Below are 17481 nucleotides of genomic sequence, written 5' to 3' on the forward strand. Positions count from 1 at the left end.
TCACAACGGCACTCAGCAAGGCCTGTGCCATATGCCTCTTCCATTCGAAAAAGCTCAGTACTTCATACCCTTGAAACCCCCCTTCAGTCTGTTTGTCGTCACGCCCTCCTCTGAGATCACTGCGCTGTAAAGAAGCCTGACGAATCAAGCTGTGCTGTCATTTTTGCATCGGCGGAAGTCTGTCCAGTTTCATCAAACGAATACTTCCGACGGCAATCGGTTTTTCCCTGAGTATCGTATCGGTGTCTCTGTAAATTACTATGGATTGAGTCTGTTATTGCGACGCCTCGGCACGGATGCCCGCAGGTCCAGGTGTAAAAGATCCGTTACAGAAAAAAGCGCATCCAGCGCGCGGCCTGCCGTTTGGACCGCCGGGATGTCCTTCTCCACCCCGTCAAGCCGGCATCAAAACCGCAGCCAGTGTCCCCCGCCGCGCGGGCGGGGTGCACTGGTGCCTGTGCCGGTGCCGGAGCGGATGATCAGCCGGCGGATGCCCCTGCGGCGCGCCGGGTCAGCCCGAGCCCGAGCAGGCCGATGCCCACGAGGGCCGCGACGCCGGGCACCGGGATCTCGGGGATTTCCGTGACCAGCTTGTCCTCCAGTGCGCCTGCCAGCTCGCCGAAGCCCACACTGCCGAAGTCCGTGCCGACCACAGTGGGGCTGGTGACCCAGCTGCAGTCGGCACCACCACCGATACCGAGGCAATTGACTGCATCCAAGCCGCTGCCCAGCGCTGCCACGGAGGCCGGGTTGGGGAGTGCGCCGATGTTGTTGGCACCGTCGGTGGTGACGTCGATGAGCAGGTTGATATCTGCACCCAGTGCGGTCTCGAAGGCGATCAGACTGCCGGCGGCGGCGGTCACCGCATCGCCGATGGCCGTGGCGCTCGTGTTGATACCATCCCGGCCCGGGTCCAGCCCCGCGATGGCGGTCGTCAGGGCGCCGAGATCAGTGGGATTATTGATCGTCGTCACCGGGAAATACTCACTGAAATTCAGGCCGAAGACGCTGGCACCAATGGCGACGTTGCCGTAGAGCTGGCCACCGAACACGCCGAAGACATTATTCAGCGCGGCCACGTAGCCGTTCACCTGCTGGGTGAACTGGCCGCTGTTGATGCTGCCGGAGCCATCCATGGCCAGATACAGCGCGGTCGTCACCGCGGCATTGGCGGAGGAGACACCGATGCAGAGCAGGGCACCGGCGAGTCCGCCGGCGAGATGTTGCTTGAACCTGGGCTTGAACATGTGTAAGGAACCTCGGGCGTTTGAGTGGGAAGAGGACAGACGCTGCCCGCATACGCACCGGCTCCAGCCGGGCCGATCCACCACGGCAGCTGCGTACACGCGATGCAGTCTCTCAACTCACCCCGACGCTGTGGATAGGTTATACCCTGATCTCGTGATGGGGCTGCATAATGAATCTGTAATCCGCAATTATTCAGCATTACCCCACAAGGAGCGCCGGCACATATTCGCGACAGCCCCTGATACTGGATAAACGATGGCCTGATACGCTTGTCAGTTACGCGCTGAACAACGGCACCGGATGGACGCCTCGGGCACAGTGCATGATGGATGTGTCGGCGCCGCCTGTTCCAGCCCGCAGCGCCGCCTGCGACCGCCTGGGGGAACCGGACCCCAAGGGGTGTCCCGCGCGCGGCGCGGCCGGCTCCTCCAGATCAAGCCCGCCAGATCACGTCCCCCAGATCACCGTGCCCCAGATCACCGTGCCCCAGATCACCGTGCCCCAGATCACGGTGCCCCAGATCACGGTGCCCCAGATCACGGTGCCCAAGATCACAGGCTGCCAGATGCCGGCCGTCCTGGATGCGCGTCGGTGTCCAGGGAGGCATGGCGGGTGTTTGTCGCCGCGCACGGGCGACCACACCTCAGGGGGCGGCAGACGGCCGGGCCAACGGCCCACAACCTGCCCACACGATCACCACCTTGAGGAGCCCATCGAGATGCACAGAATCCACGCTGCCGCCAAGGCCCTGATGACGGCACTGCTGGCGGCGCTGGTCACCGGACCTGCACCCGCCGACACCCCGGCTCCACCGGCCGAGCCGGCGGCGGAGGGCGGCAACGAGGCGCGTCTGCTCGCCAACACCCGCCAGCTCATCTTCGAGGGCAGGCGCTCCGGGGAGGGCTACTTCAGCGCCGACGGACGCTGGATGGTCTTCCAGAGCGAGCGCGAGCCCGGCAACCCCTTCTATCAGATCTACCTGCTGGACCTGACCACCGGCGACACCAGCCGCATCTCCACCGGCACCGGTCGCACCACCTGCGCCTGGATCCACCCGGACGGCCAGCGGGTGCTGTTCTCGTCCACCCATCAGGACCCGGAGGCAAAGGCCAAGCAGCAGGCAGAGCTGGACAAGCGCGCCGCCGGCCAGGGCAGCCGCTACAGTTGGAGCTACGACCCGACCTACGAGATTTACGAGACCGGCCTGGACGGCGGGCCGCCGCGGCGGCTCACCCATGCCCGGGGCTACGACGCCGAGGGCTCCTACTCGCCGGACGGCAGGCACATCCTGTTCGCCTCCAACCGCCATGCCTACGCCGAGGACGCGGACGCGGCCACCCGCGCGGCGGTGGAAGAGGACCCGTCGCGCTCCATGGAGCTGTACGTGATGGACGCCGACGGCAGCAATGTCCGGCGGCTCACGAATCAGGAGGGCTACGACGGCGGCCCCTTCTACAGCGCCGACGGCAGCCGCATCGTCTGGCGCCGCTTCACGCCGGACGGCCGGACCGCGGAGATCTGGACCATGCAGGCCGACGGCACCGAGCCGCGCGCCGTCACCGACCTGGGTGTCATGTCCTGGGCGCCCTATTTCCACCCGAGCGGTGATTACATCGTCTTCACCAACAACGCCCACGGCTACGCCAACTTCGAGCTGTACATCGTCGATGCCGAGGGCGAGCGGGCGCCGGTGCGGGTCACCGACACCCCGGGCTTCGATGGGCTGCCGGTGTTCACCCCCGACGGCAACCGGCTCGCCTGGGCCAGCAGCCGCACCGCCACCAAGCAGGCGCAGATCTTCATGGCCGACTGGGACGACGCCGCCGCCCGCGAGCTGCTGGGGCTGCCGCCGGCCGGCGCCGCGTCCGATGCTGCGAGCACCCTGCCGGAGCCGGAGGTGGATCCGGCGGATGCCCCGGCGCTGCCCGCCACCACGCCCGCCATCAGCGCGGAGGACCTTCGGGCGCATGTCCAGGCGCTCACGGCACCCGCCATGGCCGGCCGCCGCACCGGCACCGCCGGCAGCCGGCTGGCGACGGACTATGTGGCGCGCGCCATGGCCGCCCTGGGGTTGGCGCCCGCCGCGGACATCGCCGGCGGCACGCCGGCGGACTGGTTCCAGCCCTTCGACTTCACGGCAGGGGTGACGGTGGCGGAGGGCACAGCGCTGCGCCTGCGCGGCGCCGGCGCCGCGGACACGCCGCTTGAGCTTGAGCAGGACTGGCGCCCGCTGCCCTTCTCCGGCACCGGCGCGGTGGCGCCGGCAGACGTGGTCTTCGCCGGCTACGGCATCGTCGCGCCGGGGGAGGACGGCACCCAGGACTTCGACAGCTACGGCGACCTCGACGTCACCGGCAAGTGGGTGCTGGCGCTGCGCGACCTGCCGGCCGGGATCGCTGCGCAGCGCCGGCAGGACCTGGTGGAGTACGCGGACCCGCGCTACAAGGCCCTGGTGGCCCGGGAGGCGGGCGCGCGCGGCCTGCTGCTGGCGCCCGGCCCGGACACCCCGGTGAAGGACCAGCTGCTGCCGCTCGACACCGAGGCGGGCGCCGGCGCCGGCAGCCTGCCGGTGGTGTCGCTGTCCGCCGCCGCCGCGGCGCGGCTCGCCGCGGCCGCCGGCGCAGACCTCGCCGCGCTGCAGCGCCAGGCGGACACCGGCGCGGCCGCAGCCGTGCCCCTGGACGGGGTGCAGGTGGCGGCGGACATCCGGCTGCGCCGCAGCATCGGCCGCGACCGCAACGTGCTCGGCAGGCTCCAGGCGGGCGACGCACCGAGCCGGCGCGTGCTGATGGTCGGCGCCCACGTGGACCACATCGGCGACGGCCGCGGCCTCTCCTCCCGTGACGAGCTGGAGGGGCGCGTGCACCCGGGCGCCGACGACAACGCCTCGGGCGTGGCCGCGCTGCTGGAGATCGCCGAGTCCCTGGCCGCACGGCATGCGGCGGGGGAGCTTGCGCTCGCGCAGGACATCGTCTTTGCGGCCTGGACCGGCGAGGAGCTTGGCCGGCTCGGCTCCACCGCCTTCGTCGAGGCCCTGGCCGCGGAGCTCGGCAGCGACGAGGGTGCGGTGTCGCCGCGCGTCGCCGCCTACCTGAACCTGGACATGGTGGGCCGGCTCGACGACTACCTGTACGTGCAGGGCGTCGGCTCCGGCGACGGCTGGCGCCGGGAGCTGGAGCGGCGCAACGTGCCCGTGGGGCTGCCGCTGCGGCTGCAGGCGGACGCCTATCTGCCGACGGACACCACGTCCTTCTACCTGGCCGACGTGCCCATCCTGAGCTTCTTCACCGGCGCCCACGCGGACTACAACACCCCGGACGACACCGCCGAGCGGCTCAACTACGACGGTCTGGCGCGCATCGCCAGGCTGGTGGGACTCATGTCCGGCGCCCTCGCCAAGAGCGACGCCGCACCGGCCTATGTGGCCCAGGAGAAGCCCGGCACCGGCGCAAGCCGCGCCAACCTGCGCGCCTACTTCGGCACGATTCCCGCGTATGCCGACGCCGACGTGGCCGGCGTGCTGCTCGACGGCGTTGCCAAGGGCGGGCCCGCCGAGGCCGGCGGGCTGCGCGCGGGGGATGTCATCACCGCCGTGGCGGGGCGCAGCATCGAGAACATCTACGACTACACCTATGCCCTGAACGCGCTCAGGGTGGGCGAGCCGGTGCTGGTGCAGGTGCGCCGCGACGGGCAGGCGGCCGAGCTCAGCGTGACCCCCGTGGCGCGGCAGTAACCCGAGCCACCGGCACCGCCGCGCCCGTCAGTCCGTTGTGTCCTTCTCGCCGATGCGCACCGCGAGCAGGTCACAGACCTCGTGGCGCAGCAGGGAGCGCGAGATGGAGCCGAACAGGTTGCCGAGCCAGGTGTGGTCCCGGGCGCCGACGATGATCAGGTCCACGCCGAGATCCTTGGCCACGTGCTCGATGCTGCGGCCCGTGGGGCCGAACTCCACGATACGGTCCTCCTCCGGGACACCGATGCGCTCGCCCAGGCCGTCGAGCTCCTTGCGGGCCACGTCCACCAGCTCGCGCTCCAGGTCCAGATCCGACGGCAGCACGGGCTCGGCCATGAAGGCACCGCCGGCGAGCTCGGTCTCCGGAGGCACGTACTCGACGACGTTGAGCAGCGTGAGGCGGGCGCCGAAGCGCTCGCGCATGGCCAGGGCGCGGGCGATGACGACCTCGGACTCCGGTGCAAAGTCCACTGCAAGCAGCATGTGCCGGTAGGGATTGTCGGACATGGTGCCCTCCTGCGATGGTTTGGGGTTCGCCCCAAAGTATATGAGACTGGCGGGCAATCCCAGCATTCGCATCGGTGCATGGGGCATGCCCCGCGCCACCCGGCGCGCTCCAGGCTGCCGCAGGCCGCCTACCGACGCCCTCCGGTGCCCATGCCGGTAGCTCGGCAGCGCCGGGCGTTGTACGATTTTCGCTGACAATATCCACCCCGACGCCCGCTGCCGTCCCGACGACAGACCCGACCATGCCGCGCCACGTGACCCCGCTCTCCCTCAGCAACGACGACGCCTATCGCCGCTGGCGCGACGCCAAGCTCGCGGACCTGCCCGGCTCCCCGGCGGACCTCGTGGTGGACGTGAACGACCCGCGCCGGCTCACGGACGCCGAGGCCGAGGCCATCCGCGAGCGCTGCCGGCGCTGGAACATGGCGGTCTACCAAGCCCGGGTCGGCGCTGATCCGGACAAGGACATCCCGCGCCTGCTCGGCGCGCGCTTCGGCCTGCAGCGACTGGACCACAACCCGGGCGCGGACGACGACGCCATCACCGCCGTCACTATCCAGTCGGATGCCCTGCACCGCGGCTTCATCCCCTACACGGACAGGCCCATCGCCTGGCACACCGACGGCTACTACAACAGCCCGGGGCGGCAGATCCGGGCCTTCATCCTGCACTGCGTCCGCCCGGCGGCGGCCGGCGGCGAGAACGCCCTGCTGGACCCGGAGATCGTCTACATCCGCCTGCGCGACCGCGACCCCGGCCATATCCGCGCGCTGATGCACAGCGATGCCATGACCATCCCGCCGAACGTGGTGGACGGCGAGGAGCTGCGCCCCGCCAGCAGCGGACCCGTATTCATGAGCTGCGCACGCGGACAGCTCGCCATGCGCTACACGGACCGCAAGCGCAACATCGAATGGCGTGATGACCCGGCAACCCGCGCCGCCGTCGAGGCGCTGCGGGAGGTGCTCGCGGCGCCGGACACCCCGGTGATGCGCCTGCGCCTGGAGCCCGGCTGGGGCGTGATCTGCAACAACGTGCTGCATGCACGCACGCGGTTCGGGGACGCCGGCGCGCCGCGGCTCCTGTACCGGGCGCGGTACTACGATCGCATCGAAGCCAGCTGAGGCCGCACCCCAGGTTGGGGTGACGCGGTGGCGCGCATCGGCGCAGCCGGCGCCGACGCGCCTCAGCGCCGCGCCAAACCACGGTAGGTCGGGTCAGCGACAGCGTAACCCGACAATCAGTGGGTTACGCGAGCGCCGTATCGGGTCACACGACCCTGACCCGACTTGCAGCAGATCCCTGCCGGCAGTGCTCAGCGCCGCTCCAGGTAGTACCGCAGCAACGCCGCGGTGGAGGCATCGTGCTCGGCGGTGACGGCGCCGGAGGTGAGCTCGCCCAGGATCACACCGGCGAGCTGCTTACCCAGCTCCACCCCCCACTGATCGAAGGAATTGATGCCCCAGATCACGCCCTGGGTGAAGATCTTGTGCTCGTAGAGGGCAATCAGCGCGCCGAGCGTACCGGGCGTGACCTGCTCCACCAGCAGAGTGCTGCTCGGGCGGTTGCCGTCGAACTGGCGCTGCGGCGCCAGGCGTGCCGCCTCGTGCGGGTCCGTGCCCGCGGCGAGCATGGCGTCGCGGGCCTCCTCCAGGGTGCGCCCGCGCATCAGGGCCTCGGTCTGCGCAAAGCAGTTGGCCAGCAGCTTGGCGTGGTGGTCGCCCAACGGGTTGTGGCTCTTGATGGGCGCGATGAAGTCCGAGGGAATCAGCTCGGTGCCCTGGTGGATCAGCTGGTAGAACGCATGCTGGCCGTCGGTGCCCGGCTGGCCCCAGACCACCGGCCCGGTGGCATAGCCGACCCGGCTGCCGTCGCGGGTGACGTGCTTGCCGTTGCTCTCCATGTCGCCCTGCTGAAAGTAGGCCGGGAAGTGCTCCAGGTACTGGTCATAGGGCAGGATGGCATGGGTGCGGGCGCCGGCGAAGTCGATGTACCAGACGCCGAGCAGGCCCAGGATGACCGGCAGATTGTCCTCCAGCGGCGCGGTGCGGAAGTGCTCGTCCATGGCATGGGCGCCGGCGAGGAGCTCCTCGAAGCGATCGAAGCCCACCGCCATTGCGATGGGCAGCCCGATGGCGGACCACAGCGAGTAGCGCCCGCCCACCCAGTCCCAGAATCCGAACATGTGCTCGGTGTCGATGCCGAATTCCGCCACCTTCTCGGCGTTGGTGGAGACGGCGACGAAATGGTTGCGCACGGCGGCATCCGAGCCCAGCCCGTCCACCAGCCAGCGCCGCGCGCTCTGCGCGTTGGTCATGGTCTCCTGGGTGGTGAAGGTCTTGGAGGCCACGATGAAGAGCGTGGTTGCCGGGTCCAGCTCCTTCAGCGTTTCGGCGAGATGGCTGCCGTCCACATTGGAAACGAAATGCGGCCGCGGCGCCGCGGATTGATACGGCGCGAGTGCCGTGCAGACCATCTTCGGCCCCAGATTGGAGCCGCCGATGCCGATGTTCACCACGTCGCGGATGGGCCGGCCGGTGAAGCCCTGCCAGTCCCCGCCGCGCACCCGCTCGCTGAAGCTGCGCATGCGCGCCAGCACGGCGTTGACGTCCGGCATCACGTCCCTGCCGTCCACCTGAATGGGCCGGTTCGAGCGGTTGCGCAGGGCCACGTGCAGCACCGCCCGATCCTCGGTGTTGTTGATGTGCCGGCCATCGAACATCCGCGCCCGCCAGGACTCGAGCTCCGCCGACCGGGCGAGGTCGAACAACAAGCCCAGGGTCTCGTCGGTGACGATGTGCTTGGCGTAATCCAGATGCACCCCGGCAGCGTCCGCGGTCATGCGCTCGGCGCGGTCCGGGTCGGCGGCGAAGAGATCGCGCATGTGCACCCGCGCCATGCGCTGCCAGTGGTGAGCGAGTGCCTGCCAGGCCGGTGAGGAGTCGATGAGGGCCATGATGACAGCCTTGGTCCTGAGGGTGGGTTGCGGTTCAGCGGCGCTGCGACGGCAGCCGGGTGCGCGCACGGCTCGGGCCCCGCGGGGGCCAAGCACGCCGGCATGAGGAGCCGGCACGGAGAACGCGTGCACCACTGCGGAGGTCGCGAGGCCGCCCCCGGGTACGCCGACTTCCAGTGGGTATCCTGGGACGAGCGGCCTTCAGTGCGCAGCCGGCGAGCACGCCTCCGGCTCGTCCTTCAAGGTTACGACCAAAAAGCGCGCGCGCACAAAAAAAGGGCGCAAGGCGCCCCGGAGTCTGCTGCCGCGGCGCCGCACGTCTGGGGTATAGCATACCCGGCGCGCGCGGCTCCAACCGCATGCATGATGGGCCGGGTGGTGTTTGCAGCCGCACCCGGCCCGCCGCCGTCAGGCGTCCAGATTGTCGAGCGCCTTCTGGAAGCGGTTGGCGTGGGAGCGCTCGGCCTTGGCCAGGGTCTCGAACCAGTCGGCGATCTCCTCGAAGCCCTCGTCGCGGGCGGACTTGGCCATGCCCGGGTACATGTCGGTGTACTCGTGGGTCTCACCGGCGATGGCAGACTTCAGGTTGGCGTCGGTGGCGCCGATGGGCAGGCCGGTCGCCGGGTCGCCCACCTGCTCCAGGTACTCCAGATGGCCGTGGGCATGGCCGGTCTCGCCCTCGGCGGTGGAGCGGAACACGGCGGCGACGTCGTTGTAGCCCTCCACATCGGCCTTGGAGGCGAAGTAGAGGTAACGACGGTTGGCCTGGGACTCGCCCGCGAAGGCGTCTTTCAGGTTCTGCTCGGTCTTGCTGCCTTTGAGCTCCATGATCGGAATCCTCTGGGTTGCTTGCTGGTGGGTTGCTTGCTGGTGGGTTGCTTGCTGGTGGGCTGCCTGCTGGATCGGCGGCCGGGGGTCGCCGCTGCGGGCCGCGCGCCACGGGTTGGCTTTGGGCTCACCGCCGGTTGACCTGGTGAGCGACGCCACCGCGCGAGCCCCGGGCCCGGCGCCCCGAGCGTCAGACGGTGGGGCGACAAGCCGGCGCCCAAGCTGCGGGGCCGGGGCCGCTGCGCGTATTCCACGCGGGACATTACCCCCCGGTGAATGGGGCAGCAATTGTTTCTTCCAATGAGCCCGATAGCGGTGTTTTATGAGGATCGGCCGACCGAATGATGGGTGTCGGCAGGCGCCAGTGCAATCCCGTCGCCCAGCTCAGCGCCGCGCACCGCGGCTGCGACGGCCTCCACCGCGCCGACGCGCGGAAAGGACTTGCGCCAGGCCAGCGCCACCCGCCGCGACGGCGCCGCGCCGGTGAAGGGCCGGGCGCAGACGATCTGCCCGCCCAGCCGGTCCTCCCGCGCCGCACTCATGGGCAGCACCGTGATGCCGACGTTGCTCGCCACCATGCAGCGGATGGTCTCCAGCGAGCTGCCCTGCAGCCCACGGCCGAGGCCGTCAGGACCCTCCGCGCCGCCGTTTGCGCACTGCGGGCAGACCGCCAGCACCTGGTCGCGAAAGCAGTGCCCGGGGCCCAGCAGGAGGACGCGCTCGCCGGCCAAGTCCGCGGGCTCGATGGCCGGCCGGCGCGCCCAGGGGTGGCCGCCCGGCAGCAGCACCACGAAGTCCTCGTCATACAGGGGCAGCGTCTGGATGCCCGGCTCGTCGAAGGGCAGGGAGATGACGATCAGATCCAGTTGGGCGCGCTTCAGCCGCTCCGCCAGCACCGTGGTGAAGTCTTCTTCGATGATGAGCGGCATGGACGGCGCCGCCCGCGTCAGCGCCGGCACCAACCGCGGCAGCAGGTAAGGGCCGACGGTGTAGATGGCGCCGAGCCGCAGCGGACCCACCAGCGGGTCGCGACCGCTGCGGGCCACCGCCAGCACGCCGTCCGCCTCCTCCAGCACCCGCTGCGCGCGGGCCACCACGGCAGCCCCGATGTCCGTGATGGTCACCTCGCCGGTGCCGCGCTCGAAGAGGCTCACGCCGAGCTCGTCCTCCAGCTTCTTCACCGCCACGCTCAGCGTCGGCTGGCTGACGAAGCAGGCATCCGCGGCGCGGCCGAAGTGCCGCTCCCGGGCCAGGGCGACGACATAGCGCAGCTCGTTCAGCGTCATGGATCAGGCTCTCCCCGGTTGTCCTGCGCGGGCTGGACGTGTACGGTCGGCATCCAGAATACATGAACACGCTTCGGACACGGCCATGGATTGGGCAGCCATTGCCAGGGCGGGTCGGGGCCGCCGACGCGAAGGCCGACCCGGCGGCGGACTGGGAGGGGCCACACGGATTGCGATGTCTGTCACGAAAGCGTCATCCTCCCTTGCCCCAGGACCCACTACCTGTTAGTAGGTCAAGGATTTACGCGCAAGTTTTGCGGCAGCGACCAACACGCCATGGCCGACACCGATGCTCCCGCCCCGCGCACAGGCGGCAGCGGCCGATGCGGGCAGAATGCCGCCGTGCCCTTCCGCCTGCTGCAGCTGACCGACCTGCACCTGTATGCGGACCCTGAGCGGCGCCTACTGGGCCAGAACACGCGCCGCACACTGGAGTCGGTCCTGTCCCTGGCACAGACCCGGCACTGGCCCCCGGACGCCATCGTGCTCACCGGCGACCTTGTCCACGATGAGCAGCCGGCGGCGTATCGCTTCCTGCGCAGCCGCTTCGACGGCCTCGGCATACCCTACCACTGCATTCCGGGGAACCATGACCGCCTGGATCTGCTGGTGGGCCACCTGGACCGCAGCGCCGCCTCGGCCCTGCGTCTGGTGCCGGCGGGGGCCTGGGACCTGTTGCTGCTGGACTCCACCGTGCCGGCGGAAGAGGGCGGCCACCTCGATGAGCGGGTGCTCGCCGGTCTGGCGGCGCATGCCGCCGCCGACCGTCGCCGCCCGACACTCGTCTTCCTGCACCACCACCTGGCGCCCCTGGGAAGCCGGTGGATCGACACCATGCAGGTGGACAACGGCCCAGCCGCGCTGGCCGCCCTCGCCAGCCACCCCGACCTGTCGGCGGTCATCTGTGGCCATGTGCATCAGGACGCGGAGCAACGCCAGGCAGGGCTGCGCCTGCTGGCCACGCCGTCCACCTGCGTCCAGTTCCTGCCCGGCAGCAGGGACTTCGCGCTGGACCCGCTGACGCCCGGCTACCGCTGGCTGGAGCTCCACCCGGACGGCCGCCTCGACACCGGCGTCGAGCGCACCGATGCCTACCCCGAGCCCTTCACCCCGGCCACAGAGGGCTACTGAGCACCGGCAAGGTCGCGGCATGCCACAAGGAGCGGGGGCGCTGAGAGCCGGGCAGCCCGCAGGCGCGACAACGGGTGATCACCACCGCGGGCCGGCGCAGCGTCGCACCAGGTCGAGCGCCACCGCCGCCCCCACGGCAATGCCGTCAGCGGTGTGCACCATGCGCACCGCCAGCAGCTCCACCCCGGCCGCCGCGGCGGCGAGCAGCGCCTCGCCGTAGGCCGGGTCGATGTCCCAGGCGGGCCCGAAGCGCTCTCCCTCCGGGCGGTTCAGGGCGAACAGCATGACGCCGCGCCGCCCGCTCGCCACCGCCGCCGTCAGCAGGGCCAGGTGCTTGCGCCCGCGCTCGCTGCGGGCATCCGGAAAGCGCAGGTGCGCGCCGTCCAGCAGGGTCACGTTCTTGACCTCCACCAGCGCCGGCGGGCGGCTGCCCTCCTCGAGCGCAATGTCGATGCGCCCAGCCTCGCCGGCCTCGGCCTGGAACGCCACCTCGCGGCGCAGGCGGCCATACCCGGCCAGCTCCGGAATGCAGCCGGCAGCGATGCCTTCGGCCATGACCTGATTGGGGCGCAGGGTGTTGACGCCGATCCAGCCGCCGCCCATGTCCACGCGCTCCAGCGTCCAGGGCAGCTTGCGCTTGGGGCTCTCGGCGCGGGACAACTGCACCGGCGCGCCAGGCACCCAGCAGGTCATGAGGGTGCCGGTGTTCGGCACATGGGCGCGGACCTGCGCGCCGCCGGCGAGCGCCACCTCGGCGACGAAGCGGTTCGGCCGCGCCAGGATGCGGCCCGGGTGCAGCGGCGGCAGTTGCAGCGCAGGCGCCCTGGCGTCAGCCGGTGGTGAAGCCGCTCACGGCCCGGTACTCAAGGGTCTCGCAGGCGACCCCGGTGACGTCGGCCTGGGGCGGTCCACGACGCAGCCAGTCGCGCAGGGCGTTGACGGCCTCGGGCTCGCCGCAGGCGAGCACCTCCACACTGCCGTCCGGGAGGTTGCGGGCGTGGCCGCTCACGCCGAGCCGCAGCGCCTCCTCCCGCGCCGAGGCGCGGAAGAAGACCCCCTGCACGCGTCCCGCCACGGTGCAGCGCATACAGACGTGATTGGCGTTGAGCTCCGATGCCGTCATTGCGATCCTCCCCGGGCCGGCGCACGCCCGTCAGCGTGCCGCCTGGCGATCGTCCGCATGGGCGCGCTTGTACTTGGTGAAGGTGGTATCGCGGTAGGCGCCCTCCACGACGTAGCGGCCGAGCAGCATGAACTCCTCGGCATCGCGGGTGGCGCCGGTGTAGCGGGCCACCAGGTTGCCGTCAAGGTCGAAGAAGGCGAACACCGGCGTCGCACGCACGCGATGGGTCTTCAGCGCGAAGTCCTTCTGCGCCAGGGTGTCGCCGGCAAAGTCAGTGACCTCCACATCGCCCTCCACGTCCACCGGAAAGATCAGGAAGTGCTCCTTGAAGTAGTCCTGCACCGCGGGCTGATTCAGCACCGTGGTCTTCATGCGGTGGCAGAAGGGGCACTCGTCCATCTCGAACATCAGCAGGATGCCCTGCTTGCCCTCGTCGCGGGCGAGCTGGAGCTCTTCGGTGAAATCGCCGAAGGTCTGGTCGAAGAAGTGCTTGCCGGGGTCACGGGTGGCGGCGGCATGGCCCGGCACCGTGGCGGCAGCGAGGAGCAGCAGGCCGAGGGCCAGGGCGAGGGGCGGGGCGAGGGGCGGGGCGAGGGGCGGGGCGGCCGGCGCACGTCGGCGTGGGCTGCGGGTCGGCAACTGGGTCATGTCAGGACTCCCAGGGGTGGAAACCCGCCGATTGTGCTGTGGCGGGGACGCCTTTTCAACGCTTGACCGCGGCGCCGGCACGCACGGCACAGGCTGCAGCCTGACGCGCACGCCGGCGCGCGCAGGGCGCTACACTCCCACCGGGCCGGTCTGCCGCGCCCCTTCGATCGAGCCGGACAAGGGGACCCTGGATGACGGAATTGTTGTTGCAGGCGGCGCGCGGCGCGCTCGGCATCGGCGTCCTGCTGGCCATCGCCTGGGTGCTGAGCGAGACGCGCGGCGCCGTGCGTGTGCGGCTGGTGCTGGGCGGGCTTGCGCTGCAGCTGGCCCTGGCCGTGCTGCTGCTCAAGCTGCCGGCGGCGCAACAGGTGTTCGTCGCCGTGAACGGCCTGGTGCTGGCGCTGAATCAGGCCACGGAGGCCGGCACCAGCTTCGTCTTCGGCCATGTCGGCGGCGGCGCGGCGCCCTATGAGGTGGCCTACCCGGACAACAGCTTCGTGCTGGCCTTCCGCGCGCTGCCGCTGGTGCTGGTGATCGGGTCGCTGTCGGCACTGCTGTTCCACTGGCGGGTGCTGCCCGTGCTGGTGCGCGGCTTCGCATGGCTGCTGCGGCGGCTCCTCGGCGTCGGCGGGCCGCTCGGACTCGGGGCGGCCGCCAATGTCTTCATCGGCATGGTGGAGGCGCCGCTGCTGATCAAGCCCTACCTCGCCGGGTTGTCCCGCAGCGCCCTGTTCGCGCTCATGACCACCGGCATGGCCACCATCGCCGGCACCGTCATGGTGCTCTACGCCACACTCATCGGTGCGGCGGTGCCGAACGCGCTGGGACATATCCTCACCGCCTCCCTGGTGAATGCGCCGGGCGCCCTGGTGATTGCCGGCATCCTGGTGCCGGCGCCCACCAGCGGCGGGCCGGACGCGGCTGAGGACGTGCCGCCGGTGCGCCAGGAGTACGCCGGCGCCATGGACGCCATCACCCGCGGCGCCCTGGATGCCCTGCCGCTGCTCCTCAACATCATCGCCATGCTCATCGTCATGGTCGCGCTGGTGAGCCTCGGGAACGCGGCCCTGGCACTGCTGCCGGCGGTGGGCAACGCCCCCCTGACGCTGCAGCGCCTGCTGGGCTGGGTGTTCGCGCCCGTGGTCTGGCTCGTCGGCATCCCGTGGCAGGAGGCCACCGCGGCCGGCCAGCTCATGGGCATCAAGACGGTGCTGAACGAGCTGCTGGCCTACATCGAGCTCGCGGGCCTGCCGGCGCAGGACCTGAGCGAGCGCAGCCGTCTCATCATGACCTACGCGCTCTGCGGCTTCGCCAACTTCGGCAGCCTCGGCATCATGCTGGGCGGTCTCGGCGCGCTCGCCCCGAGCCGGCGCACCGAGGTGGCGGCACTGGGGCTGCGGGCGATCCTCGCGGGCACGCTGACCACGCTCATGACCGCAGCCCTGGTGGGAATCCTGCTTTGACCAACGCGACGCTGCCGGCGAAGCCGAGCGGGCGCGCGCCGGGTCGCCGTTCAGATTAAGCCTACGGCAGCGGGGCTCAGTCGGCTGCCTTCGCGTCGGGGCGCTCCAGCACGAACATGGGCCGGCTCTCGGGCCCCGTGTCGTGCACGGAGGGGTCCAGCGCACGGTCGGTGAGTGACGGCCGAACCTTGAGGGACAGGGTGGAGAGATCCACGCCGCGCATCCGGCGTGCCTGCTCCCGCGGCGTCAGACCCCGGCGGCCGCCCGCGCTCGCCCCAGCGCTCGCCATGGCCGGGGTCAGGCTGATGCCGGTGATCTGCCGGGCCTTGGCGGAATACGCGCTCACGCCCTTACGCTGAAGGTAGGTGGTGAGCACACGATGGGTGTAGCGCTGCGTCTCGGCATAGGTGACGAAGCCGCCGTGGCGTTGCAGCGCCCCCTCGCCCGCGTTGTAGGCCATCACGGCCTTGCCGATGCCGTAGCGGGAGACGAGCCGCTTCAGGTGCCGGGTGCCGATGCGCACGTTGGTCTCCGCGTCGAACAGGGCGGCCACCGAGCGCACGCCATAGTCCGCGGCGGTCGCCGGCATGATCTGCATCAGACCGACGGCACCTGCGTGCGACACCGCATGGGCGTCGTAGCCGGACTCCGCGCGCACCACGGCGTGCACCAGCTCCCGCTCCAGTCCAGCGCGCCGCGCGTAGCGGTCCACCAGCTTGTTCACGGCGGCGCGGCTCGGCCGCGGCGTGCCCGGCGGCTGCGGCAGCTGCTGCGCTGCGGCGGTGTCGGACGCCCGGGTGGCTTCGGCGCTGCCGGGCGCATCGGCAGCCGCCGGCGCGGCCGCAAGACCAGGGGTCAGCCACGCCGCAAGCCACAGCACGGCCGACAGCGAGAGCCCCCGCCGCCTGTGCAGCGGGCGCCGGCGAAGCACGGCTCTGGGTGGATGTCGGTGCCGTCTCAGTCGCACGGTTGAGGTCTCCCGGCTGGCGGTTTCCTGTGGATTTACCGGGCGGGCCCTGTGGGTGGTCCCGGCGGGTGAATTGTGTGGGCGCACCCGGCATGGTGATGGCTGCGGCCCGCCTGGACAGCGTGTTCGCACCACCCGACGCGCCCGCCCGCAAGGCGCGGCGCCGCAAACGGCGCCGTCGGCGAGACGGACGGTTCCCGGGCATTCCCTTCATCATAGACGCTCTCAGCGCAACAACCAAACACTTTCAAGCGCTTGCAGCAGAAATGGTAGGTCGTTTGCGCAGTTGCAATGACACATTCAACGCGTCGAAAATGTTGCGCTAGAGGGCCGGTTCCGGCATCGGGGTCCGCCCATGGGCCGCGCCATCCGCCCCAGCTGCCGTATCGCCACCGCCGCCGCGTCGGAGTCAAGCTGTTCAGCATGCCGTTGGAGTCTCACCACGCACCCGCCCAGGGCGGCACCGACACCGACAGAGGGCCACAGAACGGCGCCAAGGCCGAGGTGAACGGGCACACCTGTATCTACATGGACGGGTACTGGATCAAGTACTACGAGCCGCCCCCGGAAAGCCTTCAGGCCAAGAAGGCGCTGATCGAGGCCCTGACCCGGCGTCTGTTCAATCACGTCGAGCACGGCATCAACATCCCTGGCATCCGCCTCGCGGAGGCGCGCGCCGCCTATGAGCGCGAGACCGACCCCGAGCGCAAACGGGTCAACGGCGCCATGCTCGCCGGCGCGCTCTTCAACCGCGCCACCACCATCTTCACCAAGCTCGTGGAGCTGCAGGCCGACGGCGTCGAGGTGGAGCCCGACGACGCCCTGATGCAGGAGTGCGGCGATTATCTGCTGGAGGCCCTGGAGCTGGGCCGCCTGGTGCGTCACCGCGGCGGCGACGAGGGCATCGACGAGCTCTGGGGGGAGCCGTTCAAGGCCTTCAGCCAGCCCATCGCCACCTTCTACCAGAGCCGTTATGTCAAGATCGCGCAGACCATGCGCGACATCGACCGCATCACCGCCACCATCGCCGCCACCTTTGCGGGCAGCACCCAGCTGCCGGCGATCCAGCCGCTGCTGCATGAGCTCGCCGAGAGCGCCAAGCGCAAGACCGAGACCCTGCGCACCGACCCGGTCATCTTCAGCGTCTGGCCCGCCTTCGTCGTGGCCAGCGACAAGCTGCGGCGCATGCAGCCGCACCTGCCGCCGGCGCCGACCCTGCGCGAGATCCACGAGGCACAGGAAGGCAACCGCATCCTCAAGGTCGGCACCGCGCTGGTGAGCCACATCGTACGCGCCCGCGTGCCCATGCCGAAGAGCACCCGCGAGCTCATCGACCAGTGCGACCGCTTCCGCCGGACCTTTCTCGACCCGCAGGGCGGGCCCGGCGAGCCGCCGTCCGGCGCCGCGCAGGCGGGCAGCATGGCCGGCGAGCCCCCCGCGCGCTGACCGCCCGGAAACGCCGGCGCCTGCCCGTCGTGACGCGCCGACGCCGCATTCAGGCCGGCCGAACGCCCCATTTCGGTGCGCCCCGCCCATCGCCTGCACCGGCGCGGGCGCGCAAGGCCACCGGCTGGCCCCGGTGCCGCACTTC

General features: G+C 70.4%; 14 protein-coding genes. 5 read left to right on the top strand and 9 right to left on the bottom strand.

The genetic code is table 11. The annotated features are described in order from the left end of the window. Nucleotides 1-479: 479 nt before the first annotated feature. Complete coding sequence (locus tag QZ607_RS04905; RefSeq protein WP_295880302.1) at nucleotides 480-1247, bottom strand: DUF1194 domain-containing protein; 768 nt, start codon at nucleotides 1245-1247, stop codon at nucleotides 480-482. Nucleotides 1248-1966: 719 nt separating this feature from the next. Between QZ607_RS04905 and QZ607_RS04910 the strand changes: the two genes are divergently transcribed. Continuing rightward, nucleotides 1967-4981 carry a M28 family peptidase gene (locus QZ607_RS04910; protein WP_295880303.1) on the top strand — a complete coding sequence of 1005 codons (3015 nt, stop codon included), beginning with the start codon at nucleotides 1967-1969 and terminating at the stop codon, nucleotides 4979-4981. A 27-nt stretch (nucleotides 4982-5008) separates the two neighbouring features. On the opposite strand, the gene QZ607_RS04915 is transcribed toward QZ607_RS04910, so the two are convergent. Further along, nucleotides 5009-5488: a universal stress protein gene (locus QZ607_RS04915; protein WP_295880305.1), complete on the bottom strand. Its 480-nt coding sequence runs from the start codon at nucleotides 5486-5488 to the stop codon at nucleotides 5009-5011. Between the two features lie 242 nt (nucleotides 5489-5730). On the opposite strand from QZ607_RS04915, the gene QZ607_RS04920 reads away from it, so the two are divergent. After that, entirely contained in the window at nucleotides 5731-6612 is an 882-nt protein-coding gene (locus QZ607_RS04920; protein WP_295880308.1) for a TauD/TfdA family dioxygenase, read from the top strand. Between the two features lie 191 nt (nucleotides 6613-6803). On the opposite strand, the gene pgi is transcribed toward QZ607_RS04920, so the two are convergent. From pgi to QZ607_RS04935, 3 genes are all read right to left on the bottom strand, one after another. After that, nucleotides 6804-8444 carry a glucose-6-phosphate isomerase gene (gene pgi / locus QZ607_RS04925; RefSeq protein WP_295880310.1) on the bottom strand — a complete coding sequence of 547 codons (1641 nt, stop codon included), beginning with the start codon at nucleotides 8442-8444 and terminating at the stop codon, nucleotides 6804-6806. 408 nt (nucleotides 8445-8852) lie between these two features. Further along, a complete protein-coding gene (locus QZ607_RS04930; RefSeq protein ID WP_295880311.1) occupies nucleotides 8853-9272 on the bottom strand; it encodes a rubrerythrin family protein in 420 nt (139 codons plus the stop codon). Nucleotides 9273-9592: 320 nt separating this feature from the next. Beyond that, nucleotides 9593-10558: a hydrogen peroxide-inducible genes activator gene (locus QZ607_RS04935; RefSeq protein WP_295880312.1), complete on the bottom strand. Its 966-nt coding sequence runs from the start codon at nucleotides 10556-10558 to the stop codon at nucleotides 9593-9595. A 276-nt stretch (nucleotides 10559-10834) separates the two neighbouring features. Here QZ607_RS04935 and QZ607_RS04940 point away from each other — a divergent pair, with 276 nt between their 5' ends. Then, nucleotides 10835-11689: a metallophosphoesterase gene (locus QZ607_RS04940; protein ID WP_295880315.1), complete on the top strand. Its 855-nt coding sequence runs from the start codon at nucleotides 10835-10837 to the stop codon at nucleotides 11687-11689. 78 nt (nucleotides 11690-11767) lie between these two features. Here the strand turns inward: QZ607_RS04940 and sfsA are convergent, their stop codons facing one another. From sfsA to QZ607_RS04955, 3 genes are read right to left on the bottom strand one after another with little or no spacing between them, the layout of a single operon-like run. Continuing rightward, nucleotides 11768-12502: a DNA/RNA nuclease SfsA gene (sfsA, locus tag QZ607_RS04945; RefSeq protein ID WP_367268153.1), complete on the bottom strand. Its 735-nt coding sequence runs from the start codon at nucleotides 12500-12502 to the stop codon at nucleotides 11768-11770. 16 nt (nucleotides 12503-12518) lie between these two features. After that, nucleotides 12519-12812 (bottom strand): acylphosphatase, encoded by a 294-nt coding sequence (locus QZ607_RS04950; RefSeq protein WP_295880317.1) that lies wholly within the window; start codon nucleotides 12810-12812, stop codon nucleotides 12519-12521. A gap of 30 nt (nucleotides 12813-12842) precedes the next feature. Further along, a complete protein-coding gene (locus QZ607_RS04955) occupies nucleotides 12843-13460 on the bottom strand; it encodes a thioredoxin family protein (protein WP_295880319.1) in 618 nt (205 codons plus the stop codon). Between the two features lie 191 nt (nucleotides 13461-13651). Between QZ607_RS04955 and QZ607_RS04960 the strand changes: the two genes are divergently transcribed. Further along, entirely contained in the window at nucleotides 13652-14923 is a 1272-nt protein-coding gene (locus tag QZ607_RS04960; RefSeq protein WP_295880321.1) for a nucleoside transporter C-terminal domain-containing protein, read from the top strand. Between the two features lie 76 nt (nucleotides 14924-14999). Here QZ607_RS04960 and QZ607_RS04965 read toward each other — a convergent pair whose 3' ends face one another. Beyond that, nucleotides 15000-15854, bottom strand: a complete 855-nt coding sequence (locus QZ607_RS04965; protein WP_295880323.1) for a lytic transglycosylase domain-containing protein — start codon at nucleotides 15852-15854, stop codon at nucleotides 15000-15002. Nucleotides 15855-16313: 459 nt separating this feature from the next. Here QZ607_RS04965 and QZ607_RS04970 point away from each other — a divergent pair, with 459 nt between their 5' ends. Continuing rightward, nucleotides 16314-17336 (top strand): hypothetical protein, encoded by a 1023-nt coding sequence (locus QZ607_RS04970; RefSeq protein WP_295880325.1) that lies wholly within the window; start codon nucleotides 16314-16316, stop codon nucleotides 17334-17336. Nucleotides 17337-17481: the final 145 nt, after the last annotated feature.

The sequence above is a fragment of the uncultured Thiohalocapsa sp. genome (assembly GCF_913063425.1).
In the GTDB taxonomy this organism is placed as follows: domain Bacteria; phylum Pseudomonadota; class Gammaproteobacteria; order Chromatiales; family Chromatiaceae; genus Thiohalocapsa.

Bases quoted from the DNA above. Each gene is read 5' to 3' on its own strand.
- QZ607_RS04955 (WP_295880319.1), bottom strand. From the start codon at position 13,460: ATGACCCAGTTGCCGACCCGCAGCCCACGCCGACGTGCGCCGGCCGCC.
- QZ607_RS04960 (WP_295880321.1), top strand. From the start codon at position 13,652: ATGACGGAATTGTTGTTGCAGGCGGCGCGCGGCGCGCTCGGCATCGGC.
- QZ607_RS04935 (WP_295880312.1), bottom strand. From the start codon at position 10,558: ATGACGCTGAACGAGCTGCGCTATGTCGTCGCCCTGGCCCGGGAGCGG.
- QZ607_RS04920 (WP_295880308.1), top strand. From the start codon at position 5,731: ATGCCGCGCCACGTGACCCCGCTCTCCCTCAGCAACGACGACGCCTAT.
- pgi (WP_295880310.1), bottom strand. From the start codon at position 8,444: ATGGCCCTCATCGACTCCTCACCGGCCTGGCAGGCACTCGCTCACCAC.
- QZ607_RS04930 (WP_295880311.1), bottom strand. From the start codon at position 9,272: ATGGAGCTCAAAGGCAGCAAGACCGAGCAGAACCTGAAAGACGCCTTC.
- QZ607_RS04970 (WP_295880325.1), top strand. From the start codon at position 16,314: ATGCCGTTGGAGTCTCACCACGCACCCGCCCAGGGCGGCACCGACACC.
- QZ607_RS04905 (WP_295880302.1), bottom strand. From the start codon at position 1,247: ATGTTCAAGCCCAGGTTCAAGCAACATCTCGCCGGCGGACTCGCCGGT.
- QZ607_RS04910 (WP_295880303.1), top strand. From the start codon at position 1,967: ATGCACAGAATCCACGCTGCCGCCAAGGCCCTGATGACGGCACTGCTG.
- QZ607_RS04940 (WP_295880315.1), top strand. From the start codon at position 10,835: ATGGCCGACACCGATGCTCCCGCCCCGCGCACAGGCGGCAGCGGCCGA.
- QZ607_RS04915 (WP_295880305.1), bottom strand. From the start codon at position 5,488: ATGTCCGACAATCCCTACCGGCACATGCTGCTTGCAGTGGACTTTGCA.
- QZ607_RS04950 (WP_295880317.1), bottom strand. From the start codon at position 12,812: ATGACGGCATCGGAGCTCAACGCCAATCACGTCTGTATGCGCTGCACC.